21 protein-coding genes are annotated in these 21,431 nt (G+C 73.0%); 10 read left to right on the top strand and 11 right to left on the bottom strand.

Features of this window, described 5'->3' with window-relative positions; genetic code table 11:
- A partial coding sequence (locus tag JGU66_12690) for a pre-peptidase C-terminal domain-containing protein (GenBank protein ID MBJ6761625.1) occupies positions 1–806 on the top strand: 806 nt, incomplete at its 5' end.
- Between the two features lie 107 nt (positions 807–913).
- Here the strand turns inward: JGU66_12690 and JGU66_12685 are convergent.
- The 4 genes from JGU66_12685 to JGU66_12670 all read right to left on the bottom strand — a co-directional run bounded on the left by JGU66_12685 (position 914) and on the right by JGU66_12670 (position 4,440).
- A complete protein-coding gene (locus JGU66_12685; GenBank protein MBJ6761624.1) occupies positions 914–1,531 on the bottom strand; it encodes a hypothetical protein in 618 nt (205 codons plus the stop codon).
- A 61-nt stretch (positions 1,532–1,592) separates the two neighbouring features.
- Complete coding sequence (locus JGU66_12680) at positions 1,593–2,402, bottom strand: hypothetical protein (protein ID MBJ6761623.1); 810 nt, start codon at positions 2,400–2,402, stop codon at positions 1,593–1,595.
- Positions 2,403–2,471: 69 nt separating this feature from the next.
- Positions 2,472–4,277 carry an acyl-CoA dehydrogenase gene (locus tag JGU66_12675; GenBank protein MBJ6761622.1) on the bottom strand — a complete coding sequence of 602 codons (1,806 nt, stop codon included), beginning with the start codon at positions 4,275–4,277 and terminating at the stop codon, positions 2,472–2,474.
- A gap of 10 nt (positions 4,278–4,287) precedes the next feature.
- Positions 4,288–4,440, bottom strand: coding sequence for a hypothetical protein (locus JGU66_12670; protein MBJ6761621.1), 153 nt, complete (start codon positions 4,438–4,440; stop codon positions 4,288–4,290).
- A 281-nt stretch (positions 4,441–4,721) separates the two neighbouring features.
- Between JGU66_12670 and JGU66_12665 the strand changes: the two genes are divergently transcribed.
- Entirely contained in the window at positions 4,722–4,880 is a 159-nt protein-coding gene (locus tag JGU66_12665; protein MBJ6761620.1) for a hypothetical protein, read from the top strand.
- 12 nt (positions 4,881–4,892) lie between these two features.
- On the opposite strand, the gene JGU66_12660 is transcribed toward JGU66_12665, so the two are convergent.
- Both JGU66_12660 and JGU66_12655 read right to left on the bottom strand, forming a co-directional pair.
- Positions 4,893–5,684 carry an FRG domain-containing protein gene (locus JGU66_12660; protein MBJ6761619.1) on the bottom strand — a complete coding sequence of 264 codons (792 nt, stop codon included), beginning with the start codon at positions 5,682–5,684 and terminating at the stop codon, positions 4,893–4,895.
- A 114-nt stretch (positions 5,685–5,798) separates the two neighbouring features.
- Positions 5,799–6,035 (bottom strand): hypothetical protein, encoded by a 237-nt coding sequence (locus tag JGU66_12655; protein MBJ6761618.1) that lies wholly within the window; start codon positions 6,033–6,035, stop codon positions 5,799–5,801.
- Positions 6,036–6,221: 186 nt separating this feature from the next.
- Between JGU66_12655 and JGU66_12650 the strand changes: the two genes are divergently transcribed.
- The gene (locus JGU66_12650; GenBank protein MBJ6761617.1) at positions 6,222–8,033 is read left to right on the top strand and encodes a TetR family transcriptional regulator; all 1,812 of its coding nucleotides are present in this window, start codon (positions 6,222–6,224) and stop codon (positions 8,031–8,033) included.
- A 13-nt stretch (positions 8,034–8,046) separates the two neighbouring features.
- On the opposite strand, the gene JGU66_12645 is transcribed toward JGU66_12650, so the two are convergent.
- Positions 8,047–9,297 (bottom strand): MFS transporter, encoded by a 1,251-nt coding sequence (locus JGU66_12645; protein MBJ6761616.1) that lies wholly within the window; start codon positions 9,295–9,297, stop codon positions 8,047–8,049.
- A 154-nt stretch (positions 9,298–9,451) separates the two neighbouring features.
- On the opposite strand from JGU66_12645, the gene JGU66_12640 reads away from it, so the two are divergent.
- Both JGU66_12640 and JGU66_12635 read left to right on the top strand, forming a co-directional pair.
- Positions 9,452–10,357, top strand: a complete 906-nt coding sequence (locus tag JGU66_12640) for an AEC family transporter (GenBank protein ID MBJ6761615.1) — start codon at positions 9,452–9,454, stop codon at positions 10,355–10,357.
- 110 nt (positions 10,358–10,467) lie between these two features.
- Entirely contained in the window at positions 10,468–11,634 is a 1,167-nt protein-coding gene (locus JGU66_12635; GenBank protein ID MBJ6761614.1) for a TCR/Tet family MFS transporter, read from the top strand.
- A 35-nt stretch (positions 11,635–11,669) separates the two neighbouring features.
- On the opposite strand, the gene JGU66_12630 is transcribed toward JGU66_12635, so the two are convergent.
- Positions 11,670–12,146, bottom strand: coding sequence for an MAPEG family protein (locus JGU66_12630; GenBank protein ID MBJ6761613.1), 477 nt, complete (start codon positions 12,144–12,146; stop codon positions 11,670–11,672).
- Positions 12,147–12,250: 104 nt separating this feature from the next.
- On the opposite strand from JGU66_12630, the gene JGU66_12625 reads away from it, so the two are divergent.
- A complete protein-coding gene (locus JGU66_12625) occupies positions 12,251–12,850 on the top strand; it encodes a hypothetical protein (protein ID MBJ6761612.1) in 600 nt (199 codons plus the stop codon).
- Between the two features lie 3 nt (positions 12,851–12,853).
- Here the strand turns inward: JGU66_12625 and JGU66_12620 are convergent, their stop codons facing one another.
- A complete protein-coding gene (locus JGU66_12620) occupies positions 12,854–13,063 on the bottom strand; it encodes a hypothetical protein (protein MBJ6761611.1) in 210 nt (69 codons plus the stop codon).
- Between the two features lie 202 nt (positions 13,064–13,265).
- On the opposite strand from JGU66_12620, the gene JGU66_12615 reads away from it, so the two are divergent.
- Together JGU66_12615 and JGU66_12610 are read left to right on the top strand one after the other, a co-directional pair.
- The gene (locus JGU66_12615) at positions 13,266–13,496 is read left to right on the top strand and encodes a hypothetical protein (GenBank protein MBJ6761610.1); all 231 of its coding nucleotides are present in this window, start codon (positions 13,266–13,268) and stop codon (positions 13,494–13,496) included.
- A gap of 55 nt (positions 13,497–13,551) precedes the next feature.
- A complete protein-coding gene (locus JGU66_12610; protein ID MBJ6761609.1) occupies positions 13,552–13,836 on the top strand; it encodes a hypothetical protein in 285 nt (94 codons plus the stop codon).
- Position 13,837: 1 nt separating this feature from the next.
- On the opposite strand, the gene JGU66_12605 is transcribed toward JGU66_12610, so the two are convergent.
- Together JGU66_12605 and JGU66_12600 are read right to left on the bottom strand one after the other, a co-directional pair.
- Entirely contained in the window at positions 13,838–15,019 is a 1,182-nt protein-coding gene (locus JGU66_12605; GenBank protein ID MBJ6761608.1) for a hypothetical protein, read from the bottom strand.
- 103 nt (positions 15,020–15,122) lie between these two features.
- A complete protein-coding gene (locus tag JGU66_12600; protein MBJ6761607.1) occupies positions 15,123–15,773 on the bottom strand; it encodes a hypothetical protein in 651 nt (216 codons plus the stop codon).
- A 154-nt stretch (positions 15,774–15,927) separates the two neighbouring features.
- Here JGU66_12600 and JGU66_12595 point away from each other — a divergent pair, with 154 nt between their 5' ends.
- Together JGU66_12595 and JGU66_12590 are read left to right on the top strand one after the other, a co-directional pair.
- Positions 15,928–19,029 (top strand): hypothetical protein, encoded by a 3,102-nt coding sequence (locus JGU66_12595; protein ID MBJ6761606.1) that lies wholly within the window; start codon positions 15,928–15,930, stop codon positions 19,027–19,029.
- 8 nt (positions 19,030–19,037) lie between these two features.
- A complete protein-coding gene (locus tag JGU66_12590) occupies positions 19,038–21,431 on the top strand; it encodes a hypothetical protein (GenBank protein ID MBJ6761605.1) in 2,394 nt (797 codons plus the stop codon).

Raw genomic sequence — 21,431 nt, 5'->3', positions numbered from 1 at the left:
AGGCGGGCGCCATCTGGTACAAGGCCAACACGGACCTGTACTCGGCGGGCACGACGTACCTCCAGGCGAAGACCTGGACCATCCAGGCCGCCGTGGACCTGGGTTATGACCAGGCCACGCAGGATGCCGTGAAGGCCGCGTGGGAAGCGGTGGGCGTGGGCGGTGTCGTGGTTCCGCCCGTCACCACCCCGCTGACCAACGGCGTGGGCGTGTCCGCCGCGGACAGCTCGGGCAACAACAAGTTCTTCAGCCTGGTGGTCCCCGCGGGCCAGACGAGCCTGAAGTTCGTCATCACCGGCGGCACGGGTGACGCGGACCTGTACGTGCGCTTCGGCTCCGCGCCGGACGCGTCCACGTACGACTGCCGTCCGTACGCCTCCGGCAACGAGGAGACGTGCACCATCACCAACATCCAGGCGGGCACGTACTACGTGATGCTCAACGCGTACTCGACCTACTCGGGTGTGACGCTGACCGGTACCTACGGCCAAATCGTGGGGAACGTGCTCGTGAACGGCGTGCCGGTGCTCCTGGCGAACGGCGCCTCGGGCTCCACGGTGAACTACACGATGGCGGTTCCGGCGAACCTCCAGTCGGTGTTCACCATTTCGGGCGGCACGGGCGACGCGGACCTGTACGTTCGCTACGGCGCGGCCCCCACCACCACCACGTATGACTGCCGTCCGTACGCCAGCGGCAACAACGAGACGTGCACCATCCCGGCGAAGGCCTCGGCCGGCACGGTGTACGTGATGGTTCGCGGCTACTCGGCGTACTCGGGTGTGTCGCTGAAGGGCGCGTACTAGCGGCGCCTGCTCCGTCCCTCGGATGGAGCCCAGACACCCGGGTGGCCCTCGTGGCTGCCCGGGTGTCGTCGTTTCAGGAGGCGCTCAGCGCTTCACTTCAGGAGACCTCAGCGCTGGACCTGGACGTCACGCGCGATGGCGCGGTCGCCCACGAGCACGAAGCGCGCGTGCACGGACATGCCTCGCGCGAGGCGCTGGCGGTGCACCGGGCGGCCTTGGTCGAGGACGCGGCTGTGCGCATCCCACGCCAGCTCGTAGGTGATGCCCTCCCGGTCGTGCACCCGCAGCGCGTGACGTCCGCTGCGCGCCACGCGCCCGCGCACCTCGCTGGAGGCGATGACCACCTCGGCGGTGGACCGCGGCGTGGGCTGGGCCGCCATGGCCGCTCGGGCCGCGCCCTCGAACCAGGGCTCGTCGTCGCGGGCTTGCACCGCGGCCGTGCCAATCATCACCCGTCCCCCGGGCTCCACCGCGTGCGCGGGCGGAGGCGCTCGCGGCGCCACGAGCGGCGGCTGCTCGGGAGCGCTGGCGCCCGGTGAGACCGTCTTGGCGTCCTCCGCGCTTGCGCGAGGCGTGGCCGGCGTGGGCGAGGCGGTGCTCGCGGACTCCGGGGCACGCAGCTCGGCGCGCGGTGGCTCCGCGTGTCGCGAGGACCGTCCCTGGCACCCCGGCGCCAGGATGATGAAACCCGCCATGCCCCACCGCACCCAGCCCATGCCCATCACGTCCCCCTCGCGTTCCCACGCGCGCGTGTTGCCCAGGGGAGTTGCAAGCGGCGTGCGCCCGTCAGGACTCCAGCGCGCGGGCCACGGCGCGCACGTGGGTGCGCACCTGCTCTCGCGCGGCGAGCAGCGCCTCGGCGGTGGTGGGGGCATGGCCCAGGCACATGACGACATCGTCCTCGGGGGCGGCGCGCGCGCCCAGGGCCGCGTAGTCGAGCGTGCGCGGCACGGGCTCGCCCTCGGTGTCACGGGTGAAGCGGCCAAACACCGCGGCGCGGGAGTCCTCGCGCGCGGCGGTCTCCTTCAGGCCGAGCAATCGTCGCATTGGCTCCAACACTTCCGGCCGCGCCACCATCACCTCGGGGCGCGCGGGGCCGCCCAGCTCCCACTCGACGAGGCGCAGGCAGCCGCGCACGAACTCCACGTCGGTGATGACCAGGCCATACAAATACCAATCCGCGCACGCGGCCTGGACCAGCCGCGCCTGGGCATCTGTCAGCCAGCCGAAGGACGGACACGTGAAGGTCTCGCAGAGGGTGGCGCGGTACACGCCGCAGTCGCGCAGGTCCACGCCGCCCGTCACCTTGGGATGGCCCAGGCAGCCCACCTGGCGGCGCTCGTCGTCGAGGAAGCCGAGCAGGGGACACACCCTCACGGTGGGGAACAGCGGCTCCTGGGGCCGGCGCGCGAGCAGCTCCTGGGCCGCGTCACGGTAGGCGGCCGGCTCGCGGGGCGTGTGGCGCAGCCGCTCCGTCTGGATGGAGAGGTGCTCCGCCAGCATGAAGCGGGAGTGGTCCTGGAAGTTGTAGAGGCCGCAGCAGGCACCGCACGAGGCGCCCCCTCCGGGCTGACACAGATGGAAGGAGACTGGCACGGGCGGCATTGTGGCGGACCGGCGCGGCGCGCGTGGGAGAATCGCGCGCCGGGGTGAGCCGATGTCGGCTCAGAACCACTCGGGCCGCATGCGGGCGTACGAGTCCTCGGCCGTCCGGCACAGCGTCGCGAGCAGCGCCACGCGAGGCACCTCCACCGCGAACCAGTACTGCGCCGCCGCGAGCTTGCCCTCGTAGAACGCCTGCCCGTCCGTTCCGCGCGCCAATCCCTCGCGCGCCGCCGCGGCCTGGTCCAACCAGCGCCACGCCACCGCGAGCACGCTGAACATCTCCAGGAAGTCCGCGCTGTGGCGGAGCATGGCCTCCACCTCGCCCGCGAGTCCCCGCGCCGCCAGCTCCATCGTCAGCGTGGCGGCCTCGGACATCGCGCCCAGGAGCGCGTCGCACCACGCGGCCTCCACGCCCGCGGCCCGCGCGCGCTCCACCGTGGCGTCCACTTCTTCCTGGAAGGCGCGCAGCGCGGCGCCCTCGCCCGCGATGACCTTGCGCCCCAGCAGGTCGAGGCCCTGGATGCCCGTGGTGCCCTCATGGATGCTGTTGAGCTTCTGGTCGCGCAGCCACGACTCCGGCGAGTACTCGCTGGAGTAGCCGTAGCCGCCGTGAATCTGGAGGGCGAGCGCGTTGGCCTCGAAGCCCTTCTCCGCCGGGAACGTCTTGGCGATGGGCGTGAGCAAATCCAACAGCCGACTGGCGCGCTCGCGCGTCGCCGCGTCCGGTGAGTGGCCCGCGAGGTCCGCCTGATACGACGCGGACAGCAGCAGCGAGAGGCCGCCCTCCACGATGGCCTTCTGCCGCAGCAGCATGCGACGGACGTCCGCGTGCTCGATGATGGGCGACTGCGGCCGGCTGGCGTCCTTGGCCCAGGCGGGGCGACCTTGAGGACGCTCGCGCGCGTAGGCCAGCGCCTCGTGGTACGCGACCGACGCGGTGGCCACGCCGTTGAGGCCCACCATGATGCGCGCCTCGTTCATCATCTGGAACATGCACGCCAGCCCGCGACCGGGCTGCCCCACCAGCCAGCCGTGGCAGTCCCCCGCCTCGCCGTAGTTGAGGACCAGGCTGGGCAAGCCGCGCCAGCCAATCTTGTGGATGACGCCCGCCACGTTCACGTCGTTGGGCACCAGCGCGTCGCCCTCGGGACGGCGCGACGGCACCGCGAAGAGCGAGATGCCTCGCGTGCCTCCTTCCGCGCCCTCGATGCGCGCCAGCGTGAGGTGGACGACGTTCTCGGCGAAGTCGTGGTCCCCGCCGCTGATGAAAATCTTCGAGCCCTGGATGCGCCACGAGCCATCCGGCATGGGCGTGGCGCGGGTCTTCACGTCCGCCAGGCTGCTGCCCGCCTGCGGCTCGGTGAGGGCCATGGTGCCGGTCCACTCGCCCCGATACAGGCGCGTCATGAAGGTGTCTCGTACCCACGGCGAGCCGAACACCTCGAGCAGGTGCGCGGCGCCCAACGTGAGGCCCAGGTAGCCGTACGCGCTCAGGTTGCCGGCCATGAGGTACGCGCTGGCCACCGCGTGCACGGTGAGCGGCAGGTGCTGACCGCCCACCTCGGGCGGGCGCGTGGCGGTGAGCAGGCCCAGGTCCACCATGCCGGCGTACAGCGCGCGCAGGGCGGGGTGCACGCGCACGCGACCGTGCTCGAAGACGGGCGGTGCCTCGTCCATGGCGCGGTACGTGGGATAGAGCTCGGCGCGGGCGAAGCGGCGCGTGCTCTCCAGCAGCAGCGACACCGTGTCGCGCGAGTGGTCGGCGAAGTCGGGCAGGGAGAACAGCCGTGACACCGCCAGCACCTCGTGGAGCTGGAAGTCCACGTCGCGGTCCGACAGCAGCGGGTTGGGGCGGGGAGCGCTCATGCGCCCCGAACTACCAGGACGCGATGGCTTCGTCGAAGTCGAGCGCGGCGTCCGCATCCTGCGGCTCGTCGTGCCGCGCCGGCGGAGTGGGCGGCTCCAGGCCACGTCGGGGACGCGTGCGCCCTCGCACGGCCTTGCCCCGCGCGGCGCGCGCAGGGACCACGCGAACCCACTGCTGCGAGGGTCCGGACCGCGGACCCCCCGACTGGCGGCTGCCTGCGTACCGCATCGACGCTCGCTCCCCGGGTGTCCGCGGCCCCCCCGACGAGACCCCCGCTCGACTCAAGGTGTGTCGTGTTCTCTTCCCCGTCCATGTGGGAGGCCGGTGCCAGTGAACACGCTTTCATCCCTGGGGCCGGTGGGCTGTTGGGTTGCGGACACCGCCGCGCGACGCATCCTTGGTGTCGCGGGGCGATTCGCGGCCCGCGTCCAGGAGATCAGCGCATGGCCATCATCGGTGCCGCCCTGGTGGGTGTCTTCATCTTCTTCGTGCTCATCGCCGCGGTCATCGTCGGCGGCGTGGCGGGCCACATGCTGGGGAAGCAGGCGCGACAGGCGCGTGACGCGCGCGAGGCCGAGCGGGACGCAGCGCTGCTGTCGTAGCCCACGCGGTCGCTAGCGCGGTCGAGGGCCGTAGTAGCGGCGCAGCCAGCGGCTCAGTCCGTCCAGGCCCGGGAACAGCACGCGCTCGGTGACATTGGCCTGGTCCAACTTGTCCCGCACCTCCCACTTGAGTGCGGCGGGGACGACGAGCCGGCGCACGCCCTTCTCCTGGTGTTGGAGGAACTCGTCCAGGCTGGGCCCGGGCGCGTTCATCACGGAGAAGAGGGCGAACTGATTGACGATGCGCGCGTCCAGCGACGGCGGCTCGAAGAAGAGGACGAAGGGGTGCCGGGCCAGCCGGTCGAACGAGGTGAGGTCCTCGGCCTCTGCGGCGAGCATCTCCGCGGTGAAGACCTCCGCGCCTTCCTGATGGAGCTGCCGTCGCAGGGGCCGGGGGAGCAGGCGGTTCGTCACCCGGTAGTCCACGCACCACACCACGCCGTCCACCTCGTAGAAGTCGGGGTCCTCGGTGATGAAGTGCAGCGCGACGTAGGGGCTGAAGGTCCAGTCGAGCAGCCGGGTGGGCAGCCCGTGGTGCTGCGCCAGCGCGAGCCAGTCCCACAGCGACGACAGCGGCGCGGTGCCGGGCACGCCGCGCGCGTACTTGCGGAAGGCGCGCAGCAGGTCCCGCTCCTGCCGGATGAAGGCGCCGCTGCGGTAGAGCGAGGCGGACAGGTCGTGCCGCGCGTCCTTCACGCCCCGGAAGACGAAGCTGGAGCGGAAGCGGCCCAGCGGCTCGTTCCAGGAGTTGGAGAAGAGGGCTTCCTGAAGCTCCAGCCAGGACGTGATGCGCTGCTCTTTCACCCGGGCACTCCCCAGCGCCGACGGGCGCCGGGGAGGAGGTTCTTCATGGTCGGGGCCGGGCGCATCGTCCCTCGGCTCCTCTTCGCGAGGGCGAGCGAGGCGCCGGGCGCCCGCCTACGGCCGGCCGGAGTCCGCGGGCTGGTTGAAGGCGTAGGTGTCCGCGCCCGGTGCCTTGTCCTGGCTGAACAAGGGGCACTTGGCGCAGGTGAAGCTCTCCCAGTCCTCACGCACGGCGGAGTCCACGCAGCCCCCGTAGAAGCGGCAATGGACGTTGCGGTGCTCCTCGATGGCGAAGGACTCGGCCCTCATCGGGAGATGGAACTCGGTGGGACGCGGCTGTGGACACGACATGGTGATTCTCGCTAGCCCCCCTCGTGGGTGCTGGCCTCTTCTACCGGCCGGTGCGCCGCGTCATTCCCACGGCGGGGCGGCGGTGGGGCGGCGAGCTTGGGTGCCCGCCCGGGGAGGGTCATCCGGCCCCCAGGAGCGGCCGGGCGGGCGGATGAAACCTTCTCGCCGCGCGGGCTTTCCCAGAAGATGCGGCGCGTGACCTTGTCCGTCCCGACCCCCTCCGTCCCGTCGCCGCGCTGGCTGCGAGCGTTCGCCCTGGCCACCCTGCTCGCGCTGAGCGGCTGCACGGCCTTCTCCCGCGCGGTGAAGGAGGGAGACAGCTTCGGCCAGCAGCGCAAGTGGGCGGACGCGGAGGCGGCCTACCTTCGGGCGCTGGCCGCGGACCCCGCCGCGTCCGAGGTCACCGTGAAGCTGCGCGCCGTGCGCGCGGAGTGGGCCGAGGACATCCTCAAGGAGGCGGAGGCGGCGAACCGCGCGGGAGACCTGGCCGCGGCGACGAAGCTGCTGGTGCGCGCGCTGGAGCTGAATCCAGACCAGGAGGCGGGCCGCGCGCTGCTCAATCAGACGCTGGATGCGCGGGTGACGGCGGCGCTGGCGATGCTGAAGACGGAGAAGCTCCAGGACGCGCGCGCGGAGCTGGACGCGGTGCTGGCCGTGTCACCCGACCACGCGGGCGCGCGCAAGGCGGTGGACGCGGTGCAGAGCGCCTGGGCCAAGCGCTGGTTCACCACGGCCGAGGGCCTGGAGAAGACGGGCAAGCTGGGCAACGCGCTGCTGGCGTACGTGCGCGCGGACCAGGAGCGGGTGGGCGTGACGGCGGCCCGCGAGCGCGCCGAGGCGGTGCGCCAGAAGCTGCGCGACGAGGTGGCCTTCCTGGTGGTGGCCGCGCCCGTGGAGGACAAGGCGCAGGCGGCGGACGTGGCGCAGCGGCTGGCCGCGGGGCGACTGGCCGCGATGCTGCCCACGCAGCTGCCGCTGCGCGTGGTGACGGAGGCGCCGGCGGGGCGCGAGGGCGTGAAGCTGGACCTGACGCTGGAGCGCGTGCTGCCGCTCAAGGCGATGGAGGAGTCGCAGCGCAGCCAGCGCTACCTGGCCGGCAATCGCTCGGTGCCCAACCCTCGCCGCGCGCAGTTCGAGAACAAGCTGCTCCAGTCGGAGCGCGGGCTGGAAGAGGTGGAGCGCAAGCAGGCCGCGGCGCTGCGCGACTACCTGCGCTTCCAGGGCGAGCTGGCCACGCTGCGCGACGCGGCCGAGCGCTGCCGGGAGCGTGAGAAGCGCGAGTGCCGCAAGGCCCTCCAGGAGTGCGGCGAGGCCGCGCGCGAGGCGGAGAAGCCGGGCAGCCTGCCCAGCGCGTGCGAGGCGGCGCGCTGCGCGGGAAGCCAGTGCTCGCAGGACGAGGGGCTGATGGCGGCGAAGGCGCTGGCCGCGGTCGCGCAGGAGAAGGCGCTCCAGGCCGCGCTGGACAAGTCGGAGCAGCAGCGCTCCGAGGTGCAGCGCCACCGCGACACGGTGTTCCGCGAGCCCGTCACGGTGGAGGAGCCCATGTACTCAGACTTCGTCTACGACGTGCAGCTGCACCGGCTCACCGTCACCGCCACCGTGACGGCGGTGATGCGCGATTTGCTCACGCCCCAGGCGCCCGCGCCCAACACGCAGGACTACGCGGTGGTGAACGAGGACACGGCGCACAAGGGCTATGACCGCTATGGCGTGCTGGCGGACCCCGTGCAGCTGCGCAGCGAGCTGGAGCTGCGCGTGGAGGTGGGCGACAAGGCCATTGCGGACCTGGCCAAGCGCGTGAAGGAGCGCTTCGACGTGTACCGCGGCCGGCGCGTGGAGGCCGCGCGCCTGGGCATGGTGCGCCCGGGCGCCGAGGACGTGGTGGAGACCGCCGTGCGCGCGCTGCTGCTCACCGCCGACGCGCCGCCCCCGGACATCCTCCAGCCGGTGGGGCGGGCCCGGGGACTCACTCGCCCCGAGGCCATCATCGGACGCTGACGCAGTTCCGCGCTCAGTCCAGTTGCAGGCGCGGTTCGGCGTGCTCGCCTCGCAGGCGCCGCCCCCGGGCCCCCGCGATGGCCAGGTGCCAGCCCGCCGCGCCCAGGCCGAGCGTCAGGCACATGAGCCACAGCGTGCCCGAGCCGTAGCGGCCCAGCGTCCACCCGCCCAGCGCGGGCGCCACGCACGAGGCCAGCCCCCACATCATGTGGTAGGCGCCCTGGTAGCTGCCGCGAATCTCGGGCGGCGCCAGGTCCGCGACGACGGTGGCGGCCACGGGGGACTGGGCCATCTCGCCCAGCGTCCACACGGCCACGGCCATCATCGCCAGCGGCACGTTGGTGGACAGCGCATGCAGGCCGAAGCCCAGGCCCGTCAGCGCGCACGCGATGGCCAGGAGCACGGAGCGGCGGTGGCCGCGCTGGACGCGTCCCACGAAGGGCTGGAGCGTGACGATGAGCACGCCGTTGACGGCGAGCACCGTCCCGTACTGCGCGGGCGTGAGCCCCTTGGCGGCGAGGTCCAGCGGCAGCGCCATCTGGTTCTGATGGAAGAGCAGCGCGGTGACGAAGATGGGCAGACAGAAGGCCGCGTACACCGGGTCTCGGAAGGGGCGCAGCATGGCGGCCAGCGGCGAGCCGTGGGCGTGGCGGGCCTGCTCGCGCGCCTGCTGGGGCCGCGTCTCCGGCACCATGACCCAGATGATGACGCCGTAGAGCGACGTGGTGATGGCGTCGATGACGAAGAGGCGCTGGTAGCTCTGGCCCGCCATGAGGCCGGCCATGGGGATGGCGAGCGCGTAGCCCACGTTCACCACCCAGTAGAGCAGGCCATATGCGCGCGGCCGGTCCGCGGGCGGCACCACGTCCGCGACGGTGGCGGACACGGCGGGGCGATACAGCTCGCCCAAGAGCCCCAGCAGGAAGGCCGCCGCGGCGATCTGCGCGGGGTGACGGGAGAAGCCCAGCAGCAGCATGGCGCAGGCGCCCGCCCACAAGCCGCCCGCGAGGGTGATGCGGCGACCCAGCCGGTCCGCGAGCGTGCCGCCCAGGGGCGCCGCGAACATGGCGCCGAGCCCGTTGAGCGAGACGATGAGCCCCGCCTGCTCGGGCGTGAAGCCGCGCTCGCGCGTGAGGTACAGCGCGAGGAAGGGGATGACGAAGGAACCCAGCCGGTTGACGAGGGTGCCTGTCCACAGCACCCAGTAGGTGCGGGGCAGGCCCTCCGCGCTCATCGCGCGAAGCGCTGCGGTGTGGAGTTTCATGAGTGCCAGGGAGAGCGGATGCGGCGTGCAGCATGCGACAGCGGACGCGCGCCTCCAAGTGGGTGCGGGGTAGGGCGGACTGGACTTTGTCCGAGCGCTCCACCAGCGTGGGCAACCGTGGTGCGCGGCAACCGAGGAGGCACGTCGCCAGGGCATGGGCCAGGTCATCGGGTTGTTGGGGGTGTGTCTGGTGTTGGGGGTGCTGGCGCGCCGCAGTGGCCGCTTCCCCGCACAGACGGCGGGAGCGTTCAATTCCTTCCTGCTCAACGTGTCTTTGCCCGCGTTGGTGCTGCGCGCGGTGCATCGGCTGGAGTTTGACCCGGGCCTTATGGCGGCGGCCCTGGCGCCGTGGGGGGTGTTCCTGGGCGCGGGGCCGTTCTTCCGAGCACTCGGTGGGCGGCTGGGGCTGTCGCGCGCGTCGGTGGCGGCGCTGGTGCTGACGGCGGGGCTGGGCAACACGGCGTTCGTGGGTCTCCCCATGGCCGAGGCCCTGCTGGGGCCTCCCGGTCTGGCGGTGGCGGTGGTGGCGGATCAGCTCGGCACGTTCCTGGTGCTGGCCACGCTGGCCACGGCCACGGCGGCGCGGGCCAGCGCGCGCTCGGAGCTGACGTGGCGCGCGCTGCTCGTTCGCGTGGTGACGTTCCCGCCCTTCGCGTCGCTGGTGGTGGCGCTGCTCTTGCGGCCCCTGGCATATCCGGGCTGGTTGGACGCGGTGCTCCAGCGGCTGGGGGATTTGCTGACGCCGCTCGCGCTCTTCGCGGTGGGTTTCCAGCTGCAGCTCCGAGGCGTGCGCCAGCGTCTGCCCGCGCTGGCGCTGGGGCTCTCGTACAAGCTCGTCCTCGCCCCGGGGGTCATCCTGGTGGCGCTGGCGCTGGTGCCCGGCGTGGCGCTCCTGGTGCGGCAGGCCACGGTGCTGCAAGCGGCCATGGCGCCCATGGTGACGGGGGCCATCCTCGCGGCGGACCATGACCTGGACCCCGAGCTGGCGGTGCTGATGGTGGGAGTGGGGATACCGCTGTCGTTCCTCACCGCGCCCGCGCTGCTGCAACTGGTGCACTGAGGCCGGGGGGAGTAAGTCCGCGCTCCGTGCCCGCCGACCGTCCGCCCAGCCGCGCTGCCTTCGCATTCATCTTCACCACCGTCCTGCTCGACCTGCTCGCGCTGGGCATCATGATTCCCGTGCTGCCCAAGCTGGTGGTGCGCTTCGAGGCGGGAGACGTCGGAAAGGCCGCGGAGGTGGCCGGTGTCTTCGGCTTCGCGTGGGCGGCGATGCAGTTCGTGTTCTCTCCCGTGCTCGGCGCGGTGTCGGACCGGTTCGGTCGGCGTCCCGTCATCCTGCTGTCCAACCTGGGGCTGGGGCTGGACTACGTGGTGATGGCGCTGGCGCCGTCGCTGGGGTGGCTGTTCGTGGGCCGGCTCATCTCCGGCATCACCGCCGCGAGCTACCCCACCGCGAGCGCCTACGTCGCGGACGTCACGCCGCCCGAGCAGCGCGCCGCGCGCTTCGGCATGTTGGGCGCGGCGTTCGGCCTGGGCTTCGTGGTGGGCCCGGCGGTGGGCGGCTTCCTGGGCGGAATCGACCTGCGCCTGCCGTTCTGGGTGGCCGCGCTGCTGAGCCTCGCCAACGCCGCGTACGGCTTCTTCATCCTCCCGGAGTCGCTGCCCCCCGAGCGCCGCTCGGCGTTCTCGTGGCGCGGCGCCAACCCGCTGGGCTCGCTGCGCCTGCTGCGCTCGTTCCCCGCGCTGTCCGGCATGGCCATGGCGACGTTCGTCTTCTTCATCGCGCAGGAGGCCCTGGCCAGCACCTTCGTGCTCTACACGGACTACCGCTACGGCTGGAGCGAGCAGCAGGTGGGGCTGGTGCTCTGCATCGTCGGAGTCTGCGCCACGGTCGTCTCCGCGCTGATGGTGGGCCGGTGCGTTCGGTGGTTGGGTGAGCGGCGCGCGTTGCTGGTGGGCCTCTTGTCGGCCGTGGCGGGTTACGTCGTCTACGGGTTGGCGCCCACGGGCATGCTGTTCCTCGTGGGCATTCCGCTGGTCGCCATCTGGGGCATCGCGGGCGCGGCGGCGCAGGCCCTGATGTCTCGGCAGGTGGGCCCCAACGCGCAGGGCCAGCTCCAGGGCGCGCTCAGCAGCCTCCGAGGTGTCTCGGGCATGGTGGGGCCGCTCATCTTCACCCAGGTGTTCTCCTGGGCCATTGGTCCGGCCGCGTCGCCGCGGCTGCCGGGCGCGCCGTTCCTCCTGGGCGCGGTGCTGCTCGCGGCCAGCCTCCTGGTGTCCTGGTACGTCACGCGGGCCGAGGTGCCGCCGCTCGCGCCCGAGTCCGCCGCGCCGTGATGGGCCGCCGCGCGCGGCTCACCGTCTCGCTCGGCTCAGGAGACTGCGCGCTGGACCACCAGCGCCATCACCACCAGCTGGGCGAGCAGGCCCACGCCGTAGCTCACCGAGCGCCAGGGCTGGATGCCCTTCACGTACGTCACCGAGTGCCCCACGCGCGCCAGCGTGAAGACGACGAGCGACGCGGCCGTGACGCCCTCCGCCGCGCCCATCAGCACCGCGAGCAGGCTGAGCATCAGGAAGGGCGGGATGTTCTCCAGGTCGTTGCGGTGCGCGCGCTGCACGCGCTCCACATCGGGGTGCTCGCTCGTGGCCACCTGGATGGCGCCGGGCTTGCGCTGCGCGTCCTCCGCGTTCGTCACCACGCCCCGCCGCATGCGCACGACGCCGGTGGCGACGCCCACCGCCTGCATCTTGAGCAAGAGCGCCACGGTACACAGCGCGTAGAGCTTCAGGTTCGGGGTGGCGAGGAGCATCTCGGGGAGGAGCTGTCGGGCGAGCAGGTCGTTCATGGGGCGCTCGGACTTAGCAGAACCTGGCGGTCGCCAGGCGGGCGGGCGCGACGTGTCTGGGGGGACCCGGCTTCCTACGTTGCGAGGGGAAAGGCAGGTGCACCGTGTCGCAGCCCAGGTCCACTCGGCGGGGCCGTGCCTCGCTCGCCGCGCTGCTCGTGCTGGGGCTGGCTCCGGCCGCGCGCGCGCAGGTGTCTGTGTCGCCGGGCCTGGTGTTGCGGCTGGAGGTGGGGGACCAGAGCACGGAGCTGCGGCTCACGCGCGATGCCATTCAGGGCCGCGACCTCTCGCTGCGCCGCACGGAGGCGGGGCTCGTGGGGAGCCTGCACGGCAAGCGCGTCAACGTGGGGTGGGGCGACGGCCCGGTGGAGGGCCACGTGGGCGAGGCGCCCGTGCGGCTCACGGTGCAGCCGCGCTCGGCGCATCCGGGCGTGACGCTGGAGGGCGCCTTCGCGGGTTGGCAGACATCCATTGGTGTGTCGCCGGTGGGCATCTCCGGCGGGGTGGGCGGCTGCAACTACTCGCTGCCGCACGCGGCCAATCGCTACGAGGGCTGGCGCACGTGCGAGGCGTCCAGCCTGGGACGCGGGCCCGTGCCGGTGCGGCTGCAGCTGCCGTCAGGACAGCTCGCGCTCGGGGAGACGGAGACGGCGGTCCTGCTCGCCCTGCTGCTCTCCGACGTCACGCTGCCGCCCCAGCCTTGAGTATCAGGCGAGGATGGTCGTGGAGAACGACAGCTCGACGCCGTTGGGGCGCACGCGCATCTGAGGCCGCGACAGCCAGTGGCACTTCGCGCAGTAGCCGTGAGCGCCAGACGGCGTGGCCCGGATGGACACCGAGCCACCACACATCATGCAACCGTCAGGGAGGACGAAGTCGGCGAAGCGCTCGCCGTTGGGGGTCTCGAATTGAGTCATGCACTTGAGGTAACGCAGGAACCCGCGCGCACAAGCAGGAGTGTCCTGCCCTCACGTGCCAGGGCCCTGGTGGCGAGCGGGCAGGCAGGCGCGCGGGACGGGAATCCTTACGGACCCAGGGCGCGCTGATGGACGGCGAACAGCGCAACCCTCGGGCGGGACGGGGTTTCGCTGGCACGGAGATTTCAAGAAAGCGCGGCCCATGGAACGGGTGGCGAGCGGCGGGGTGGAGCGGGTGGCGCTCCGGCGGGACTCACGTGGGTGGTGCGTGGAGGTGGTGGTGGGAGGCGCGGCGCGGCGGTACCGCTACACGAGCGAGCCGCAGGCGCGGTACTTCGCGGCGGTGTTCGCGATGGGGCCTCGCGTGCTCCCCGAGCAGGCGCGACGCGGGCGGCCACGCGGGGGGCGGGTGGGGTGCTCGCAGCGCGGGTGAGGGGGCCGTGCTTCTCTCTACCCATGCGGGCGGGATTCGGAGAGGCTTGTGCCCCATGAGCAATACCCTCAAGCCCTTCCTCCACCGCCCCAACCGGCAGAACGTCACCAAGGAGCCGGACCCCGCGGGCCGCTGGTCCACGCAGTTCCCGGACATGATTGGCTACAGCAGCCAGGGGGGCGGCAAGGTCCCGGCCGACTTCGGTTGGCACACCAACCCGAAGCAGTGGCAGGAGGAGATGACCCCGGAGACGCTGGTGCAGCGCTTCTCCGAGCTGCGCGTGCTGCCGGAGAAGCCCGCGGCCCCGGCGCTGCCCGAGTCCACGACCGCCAAGCCGTGAGCTAGCTGAAGGGCAGTCCGGCGAGCTTCTCGCCGAACGACTCCAGCAGGGCCCGCGCGGAGGTCTCGTCGAGCCCCTCGGCGACATCCAGGCGGGCCTTGCGCAGGAAGAGGTCGAAGGGCTGCGCGCGACCGTACAGGGCGCCCGCGGCCTCCACCGCCTCGGCGAGCACCCGCGCGGCGCCATGCGAGCCGAGCGCCAGATGCATCCGCGCCAGCTCCAATCGCCCACCGCACGCGGCCCACACGGCGCGGTCGTGCCCGGTGAGCCAGGTGCGCGTCACCTCCTCCACGGCCTCGTCGAGCATGGCGAGGAACGGCTCCACCACGTCGGGCAGCGCGCGGGGCTCCAGCTCCGCCTGCCCACCGGCCGCGCGCAACGCACCGCGCACCTCCACGAGGCGGCGCTTGTACGGCGTGCGCAGCGACACCGACGCGGGCAGGGTGACGAAGGCGGCGAGGCTCTCCTCCACGTTGCGCGCGAGGGCCGGACGCGCGGGGGGCTCCGCCTTGGCCGCGCGCTCCAGTCGCGCCAGCAGGGAGCGGCGCAGGTCCGCCGCCGCGCCGCGCAGGGCCGCGCGCGAGGCCACCTGGTTGAGGTAGCTGGGCACCACGTCCTCGCGGCGCACGTCCTCGAAGGCCGCCGCGGTGACGTAGACGAGGTCGCCGATGCGGGCGCGGAAGTCGGCGCGGAACTCGGCCAGCTCCGTCATGAGCGTCCAGCCGTCGCTGACGACCTCCGGGCGGCGCATCTGGATGCCCAGCTCGGACACGCGCCGGGCGAGGCCCTCCGCGCTCGTGTGCAGCACGGCCTCCACCTCTTGCGCCAGCCGCTCGTCGGAGCTGGCGGGCGGTGGAGCCCAGCCCGTGGGGGACTCCGTGGCGCGGGCGGGCGGTGGGAAGTCCTTCCGGATGGCGCTCACCAGGTGGTTCACGTCCACCACGGTGTCGCGGATGGCGGGGGCCATGGTCTCCCAGAGGGACAGGTCCGCGCCGTCGGGCTCGACGGAGGTGGGCTCGTACTTGACGATGTTGAGGTGGCCGAGCCGGTCGATGGCGACGGCCGCGGCGCGGTGCACGCGCTCCAGGCGGGCCGCGAAGTCGCGGTCCATCAAGCCTTCGAGCACGGAGACCAATTGAGGTGGCAGCGCGTCCGGGGGCGGGCGGTTCTTCGACGCGGACATGGCGCGCCACCCTAGCCCACCGTCTGGCCCCGCGCGAAAACGGGAACGGCGCGTCCGACTCGGGCGCGCCGCGTCACCCTCTCCCGGATGGGGGAGCGTGGGCTCAGAGCTTGATGAGCGTCAGGCCCGCGGGACCACTCGTGTGGGGCACGCCGACGGTCAGGCACTGCTGCAGCGGCGGCAGCGGGTTGGTGACCAGCGACTTCAGCGCGAGCGCTCCCTGATAGCGGCCCGCGACGACGTTGCCGACGAGGATGACCAGGGGCTGCGCGATGGGCTGCGTGACGATGCTCGCGCCGAACGAGATGGTGCTGGTGGTGCCGTCGTTCCAGGTGACGGTGGTGGTGGACGCCATGCTGGCGGACAGGCAGCTCGCGGTGCCGCCGCCATCCACGGTGAAGTCGCCGTAGTTGAGGTTGGCGTCATCGGACGCGGTGCAGGACGAGAACTGGCCCGAGCCGGAGAGCACCACCGGCAGCGGGAGCAGGCCGACGGGCGGCGTGAAGTCCTGGTTCTGGTTGCCCGTGGGGCACGTCACGAGCACGGGGCCCGTGGCCTGCATCGGGGCCGTGGCCAGGGAGTCGAGCGTGGTGAGCCCCGACGTGTGCATCGCGTCCCCGGCGGCATCACCCGCACTGGCGATGCCAGGAATCAGGGTGGCCATCGCCAGCCCCATGGACACGAACCGCCCCAGGCGGCGCCGCGACGTGCTCCGCTCGGCGTGGGCGGATGATCTGCTCTCTCTGACGGACATGCGCTTCTCCTCGACTGCTGTGGTGCCCAGAGAGTGCGGCCGCGGTTTTGTCGAGGGCAGACGGACCGAAGTGCGGCCGAGTGGTGTCGAGAGGATGTTGGCGCGGCTGAGCACACGCCGACCTGACATAGAGTCGGTGTGAGGAGGAGAGCACATGGGGGTCCGTCTCGGACGTCGATGGCTGGTGGGAGGGCTCGGCGCGCTGTTCGTGGGCGGAGTGTTGGCCCTCGCCGGGTCTCAGCTGTGTCTGTCCACGTGGCTGTGGTGGGGCGTGGGGCTGCGGCAATGCCCCGAGGGTCGCCTCCGGCAGACGGTGGGCCTCAATGCGCTCGGCGTGTCTCGCGGTGGCGAGGGGCAGGTCGTGGTCTGGGCGGATGCCCACGGCGTGAACGCTCGGGGCCACGCGCTGAACGCGCGCGTGCGGCGGGGCTCCGCGGAGCTGTTCCTGGTGGACGCCGCGGGCAAGGAGACGCCGCTGCCTCCCGTGCCGCGGTCCTCCTGGACGCGGGGCGCCCGGTTCGACCTCATGGCCAGGGTGAAGCTGCCCGAGGTCCCGGACGGGGACTATCGGCTGCGCGCCCGGCTCACCACGCCGCTGGGCCAGGACACGGTGGAGGCGCCGCTCGCGCTCTATGCCCCGGCGCGCGTGCAGGTGCTGACGGACCGGCCCTTGTACGAGCCAGGAAACCCGGTGCGCTTCCGCGCGGTGGCGCTGCGGGCCCGGGATTTGGTTCCGCTGGAGAACCGGCCCGGGACGTGGACGTTGAAGGACCCGACGGGCGAGGTGGTGCTGGAGGAGCGCGTCCCTTCGGGCGCGTGGGGCGTGGTGGCGGGCGAGTTCCCGCTGGACCGGGGCGCTTCGGCGGGGACGTGGACCGTCGCGTGGGCGAGCGGCGACGCGTCGGGCGAGGCGCACTTCCAGGTGGAGCCGTTCACCCTGCCGCGCTTCCACGTGGAGGCGCTCAGCCCTCGGTCCTTCTGGCGCGCGGGGGAGCCGCCCGAGGTGGAGGGCAAGGTGGCGTATGCCTCGGGCGCGCCGGTGGCGGGCGCCGAGGTGGCGCTGACGTGGCGCTTCGGAGGGGAATGGCCGCCGCCCACGGAGTGGCACGACGACGGGCTGCCGAAGAAGGCGCGCACGGATGCCGCGGGCCACTTCCAGGTGACGCTGCCGCGCGTGCCCATGGACCTGCGGGGCAAGGCGACGCTCACGGCCAGCGTGGTGGCGACGGATGCCGCGGGGGACACGGCGCGGGGCGAGGTGTCGCTGCTGTTGTCCGAGGATGCGCTCGCCGTGTCGGCGATGACCGAGCTGGAGTCCGGGCTGGTGGAGGGCTTCAGCAATCGCGTCTACCTGCGCGCCACGACGGCGGATGGACAGGTGTTGCCCGGCGCGGAGTTGACGGTGAAGCGCGCGTGGGACCCGCGCGACGAGGGCGTGCACGCGGTGGCGGACGCGGACGGCGTGGCGGCCTTCCAGTTCGACCCGGGGCCCGCCGTCAACGTGGTGGTGCCGCCCATGCCGGTGCGGCACACGCCTCGGCCACCGGCGGTCCATCTCTCCGCGTCGCGGGACCTGCTGTCCGAGGATGAGTCCGTGTCGCTCGAGGACCAGCTCGCGCTGGAGAAGAGCCTGCCCGCGCTGATTCCCTGCGCGCGCTTCGTGTCCGAGGAGGACGGCAGCGCCGAGGTGTCCTTGGGGCTGCGGGTGAACCCGGGCGGCGCGGTGGTGGACCTGGTGGAGGCGGATGGCGCCGGGGCTCCGCTCGCGGCCTGTTTGGGCGCCGCGCTGCGCACGCGGTCATTGGCCGCGACCTCGCGCGAGCGGCTGTTGTCCCTGACGTTCTCGGTCAGCGACCCGGGCCTGCCCTCGCTGACGACGGAGACGCGGGGGACGCAGGATGACACGGAGGGAATGGATGCCGCGCTGCGGACGGCCGCGCTGGACGCGCGCGCGTGCTTGCCGCCCGGACTGGACCACGAGGCACCCGTGCCCGTCGCGCTGACGTGGCGTACGCGAAAGGTGCGCCCCGAAGTGGCGGTGAGCTGGGCGCCGCGCTCGGGCCTGGAGGACGCGCTGTCCGCCGCGGCGGTGCCGTGCCTTCAGGCGCGCTTCGCACGGTTGCAGTTGGCGCCTCCGACCGAAGGCGAGGGGGACTCGCGCGAGGACGCGCTGGGCGTGACGTGGCTCACCGCGCATCCCGCGAACGGACCGGGAGGCGAGGGCGCGCCCCAGGCCACCACGCTGCTGGGCTACCAGCTGAAGGTGGAGGCGCGGGTCGCGGGCAAGAGCGTGGGAGACACGAAGCTCGTGCTGCATCCGGCGCAGTTGCCGGACGCGCGCCTGCGCGCCTCGCCGGTGCTGGCGAGCGCGGGCGGCGAGGTGACGGTGGAGCTGCTTCGCGGTCCGGGCTTCCGCGGCACACTGCCGGAGGCGCTGGTGCTCGAGGCGGGCGCGGCGCGGCTGGAGTCGAAGGTGGATCGGACGACGCGCTCGGCGCGGTTCCGGCTGCCGACGGACTTCGAGGGTTGGGCCTGGACGCAGTGGGCGGGCGCGACGGCTCGGGTCTACGTGGCGCCTCGCGCGCGGATGTCGGTGGAGGTGTCGCCGGACCGGACCGCCTATGCCCCCGGAGCGCTGGCGCATCTCCAGGTTCGCACGCGCGTGGAGGGGCGTGACGGCCCGGCGGCGGTGGGGTTGTTCGGCGTGGACAGCTCGCTGGCGCAGCTCGCGCCGCTGCCCGGGCCGGATGCCTTGGACTCGCTGCGTCCCGCGCCCACGCTGTCCACGCCGGCGTTCGGCGTGCTCGACGGCCAGGCCCTGGCCATGGGGCGCATCCGCGGTGAGAACGCCGCGGCGGCGGTGCTGATGCGCGTGCAACAGGTCCCCGCGCGAGAGGATTTGGAGCGGTCGGTGAGCGCTCGCGCGATGGCCTCCTTCGACCCGGACGTCGAGCTGACGGAGCCTTTCTTCGCGGTGCTCGCGGAGCTGCGCTCCCGCGCGCGGGCGTGGGAGGCGGCGGCGCCCGAGGGGACGATTCTGGCGCCCTCGGATGTGGCGAAGCTGTGGGAGCAGGCCCTGGGCGCATGTGAGCAGCGGGGCGAGCGGGTCACGGATGCCTTTGGGCGGAAGCTGCGGCTGTCGCGATTGCCCGCGGAGCTGCTGAGCCTCACGGATCCGCGAGTGATGGTGAGTGGGACGCGGCTGTCCGAGGACGTCGAGAACTGGGGCGAGTGGGTCGCCCGGGAGGCGCCATGAAGCGGGCCATGAGAGTGGTGGTGTTCCTGGGGTTGGGCGCGGTCGGGTTCCTGCTCGTGCGGGGCACGGTCTACGGGCTGTTCGGCGCCTCGGCGGATGCGCTCGCGGGAGAAGGAGAGTCACTGGCCACGATGTTCGCCAGTGCCGAAGGGGGGCTGAACGCTCCCGCCGCGCCGCGAGAGGCCGCGCTCGAAGAGTCCGAGTCGGATGATGTGAAGACGGATCACTTCTTCACGGCCCCTCCGGCTCAGGCGCAGAAGGAGATGAAGAAGGGCTCCCGGGGCGGCGGCTCATTCGGTCTGGGAGGCGCGGCGGCGGAGCCCAAGCCCGCGTCCGCGCCCGCGCCCATGGTCGAGGCGGACGTGGGCGGCGTGGCGCCGGAGCCCGCGGAGTCCGCCGCGCCCACGCGGGCCTGGTTCCCGGAGACGTTCCTCTTCGAGCCGTTGGTGGTGACGGACGCATCCGGCAGCGCGACGGTGCCGGTGCGCGTTCCGGATCGCCTGACGCAGTGGCGCGTGCTGGCGCTGGCGCACTCGCGCTCGGGGGCCCAGGCGGGCGCGGTGACGTCCTTCGCGGGCACGCTGCCCACGTACGTGGACCCCGTGTTGCCGCCGTTCCTGCGCGTGGGTGACGCGATCCGAATGCCGGTGCAGGTGGTGAACACCACGGACGCGGCGGTGGAGCGCTCGCTGAAGGTGGAGGCGACGAACGCGGGCGTGGAGGGCGGCGCGAAGACGGTGCGCGTGCCCGCGCATGGCAGCGTGGTGGAGTACGTGGCGCTGCGGGCCTCGAGCGTGGGGCCCGTGACGGTGCGGGCGGTGCTGGGCGGTGAGGACGCCGTGGTGCGCGACTTCTCCTCGTGGCCCACCGGGCGCCCCGTGGTGGAGACGCGCGGTGGCTCGCTGGCGGCGCCGCGCACGCTCACGTTGTCGGGCCCCGCGGACGCGCAGGCGGGCAGCGAGCGCGTGCGGTTGCTCGTGTATCCCGGCGCGCTGGGCGTGGTGCGCTCGGAGCTGGCGGCGGTGGACGCGCGAGGCGGTGGCGTGGAGCAGGACGCCTACGCGTTGCTCCTCTCCGCGCAGGCGCCCGCGCTCCTCAAGGCGCTGGGCGAGACGCCGGACGCCAATGCCCTCAAGGCGCTCACGGCGGTGGCGGGGCAGCGCGTGCTGCGCGCCGCGCGCGCTCCGGACGTGGCGACGGCGGTCCTGCTCGCGGAGGGCGCGCTGTCGCATCCGGAGAGCGCCGTGCTGGCTCGGCTGGGAGAGCGGCTGGTGGGGCAGGTGGCCGCGGCCCAGCGGCCGGACGGCACGTGCCAGGGCGGAGAAGGCTGGACGCTGCAGCGGCTGTTGGTGGCCACCTCCGAGTGCGCTCGGATGGTGCGGCTGGCGCCGGACACGGCCGACTGGCGGCGGCGCGGGCCCACGTTCGCGCTGCGCGCGGTGGGCGCCTTCGAGCGCAACCTGTCCCTGGTGCGGGATGGCTACACGGCGGCGGCGCTGCTCACGAGCGGCGTGGTCTCGGGCTCACTCGCGGATGCCCTGCGCCAGCGGGTGCGCGAGGCGGTGCGCACGCGCGCGGACGGCACCGCGTACCTTCCGGTGGAGCCGGGCGTGGTGCGCGCGGACAACGTCGCTCCGTCCGAGGTGGAGTCCACGGCGCTGGCCGTGCTCGCGTTGATGGGAGACGCGAAGGCGCCGCTGGCGGACCTGGGCGCGACGCTGCTCGCGGGCTATGCGCCGGGGCGCGGCTGGGGAGACGGTCGCGCCAACCTCGTGGGGCTGCGCGCGGCGCTCGCGCTGTTCCGCGAGCCCGTGCCCTCGCAGGTGCGCGTGGTGCTGGAGCGCGATGGCCAGGTCGTCTCCGAGGGCACCCATGACGCCAAGGCCCTGCGCGACGTGCTCGCGGTGGAGGCGGCGGCGCCGGGCTCGGCGGGGGCTCACACGTGGACGGTGCGCGCGGAGCCGGCGGTGTCGGGCCTGGGCTTCTCGTTGTCGCTCGCGGCGACGGTGCCGTGGAAGGCCGAGGCGCAGGGCGGGCTCCAACTCGCCGTGAAGGCGCCGACCGAGGCCAAGGTGGGGCAGCCGGTGGAGCTGTCACTCCAGGCGGCGGCGCCCTCCGGTGTGGCGCTGGAGCTGCGGCAGGGGCTGCCCGCGGGTGTGCAGGTGGACCCCGTGGGCCTGGACACCCTGGTGCGAGAGGGACACGTGACGTCGTGGCATGCCGAGGATGGCGCGGTGACGCTGGTGCTGCCGCCTCGGGGCGTGGGCGAGCCCTTCCAGGCGCGGCTGCGCGTGGTGCCCACCCTCGCGGGCACGTTGCAGGGCGGCGCGGCGACGCTGTCGGTGCTGGGCCGGCCGGACCTCGTCTCGCGCGTGCCCCCCACCACGTGGGCGGTGCGCTGA

This window comes from Myxococcaceae bacterium JPH2, assembly GCA_016458225.1.
Classification (GTDB): Bacteria; Myxococcota; Myxococcia; order Myxococcales; family Myxococcaceae; genus Citreicoccus.
This window is presented reverse-complemented; position numbering and strand designations above follow the sequence as displayed.

Bases quoted from the DNA above. Each gene is read 5' to 3' on its own strand.
- JGU66_12590 (MBJ6761605.1), top strand. From the start codon at position 19,038: ATGAGAGTGGTGGTGTTCCTGGGGTTGGGCGCGGTCGGGTTCCTGCTC.
- JGU66_12595 (MBJ6761606.1), top strand. From the start codon at position 15,928: ATGGGGGTCCGTCTCGGACGTCGATGGCTGGTGGGAGGGCTCGGCGCG.
- JGU66_12640 (MBJ6761615.1), top strand. From the start codon at position 9,452: ATGGGCCAGGTCATCGGGTTGTTGGGGGTGTGTCTGGTGTTGGGGGTG.
- JGU66_12615 (MBJ6761610.1), top strand. From the start codon at position 13,266: ATGGAACGGGTGGCGAGCGGCGGGGTGGAGCGGGTGGCGCTCCGGCGG.
- JGU66_12600 (MBJ6761607.1), bottom strand. From the start codon at position 15,773: ATGTCCGTCAGAGAGAGCAGATCATCCGCCCACGCCGAGCGGAGCACG.
- JGU66_12620 (MBJ6761611.1), bottom strand. From the start codon at position 13,063: ATGACTCAATTCGAGACCCCCAACGGCGAGCGCTTCGCCGACTTCGTC.
- JGU66_12630 (MBJ6761613.1), bottom strand. From the start codon at position 12,146: ATGAACGACCTGCTCGCCCGACAGCTCCTCCCCGAGATGCTCCTCGCC.
- JGU66_12610 (MBJ6761609.1), top strand. From the start codon at position 13,552: ATGAGCAATACCCTCAAGCCCTTCCTCCACCGCCCCAACCGGCAGAAC.
- JGU66_12655 (MBJ6761618.1), bottom strand. From the start codon at position 6,035: ATGTCGTGTCCACAGCCGCGTCCCACCGAGTTCCATCTCCCGATGAGG.
- JGU66_12650 (MBJ6761617.1), top strand. From the start codon at position 6,222: ATGCGGCGCGTGACCTTGTCCGTCCCGACCCCCTCCGTCCCGTCGCCG.
- JGU66_12635 (MBJ6761614.1), top strand. From the start codon at position 10,468: ATGATTCCCGTGCTGCCCAAGCTGGTGGTGCGCTTCGAGGCGGGAGAC.
- JGU66_12605 (MBJ6761608.1), bottom strand. From the start codon at position 15,019: ATGTCCGCGTCGAAGAACCGCCCGCCCCCGGACGCGCTGCCACCTCAA.
- JGU66_12645 (MBJ6761616.1), bottom strand. From the start codon at position 9,297: ATGAAACTCCACACCGCAGCGCTTCGCGCGATGAGCGCGGAGGGCCTG.
- JGU66_12665 (MBJ6761620.1), top strand. From the start codon at position 4,722: ATGGCCATCATCGGTGCCGCCCTGGTGGGTGTCTTCATCTTCTTCGTG.
- JGU66_12675 (MBJ6761622.1), bottom strand. From the start codon at position 4,277: ATGAGCGCTCCCCGCCCCAACCCGCTGCTGTCGGACCGCGACGTGGAC.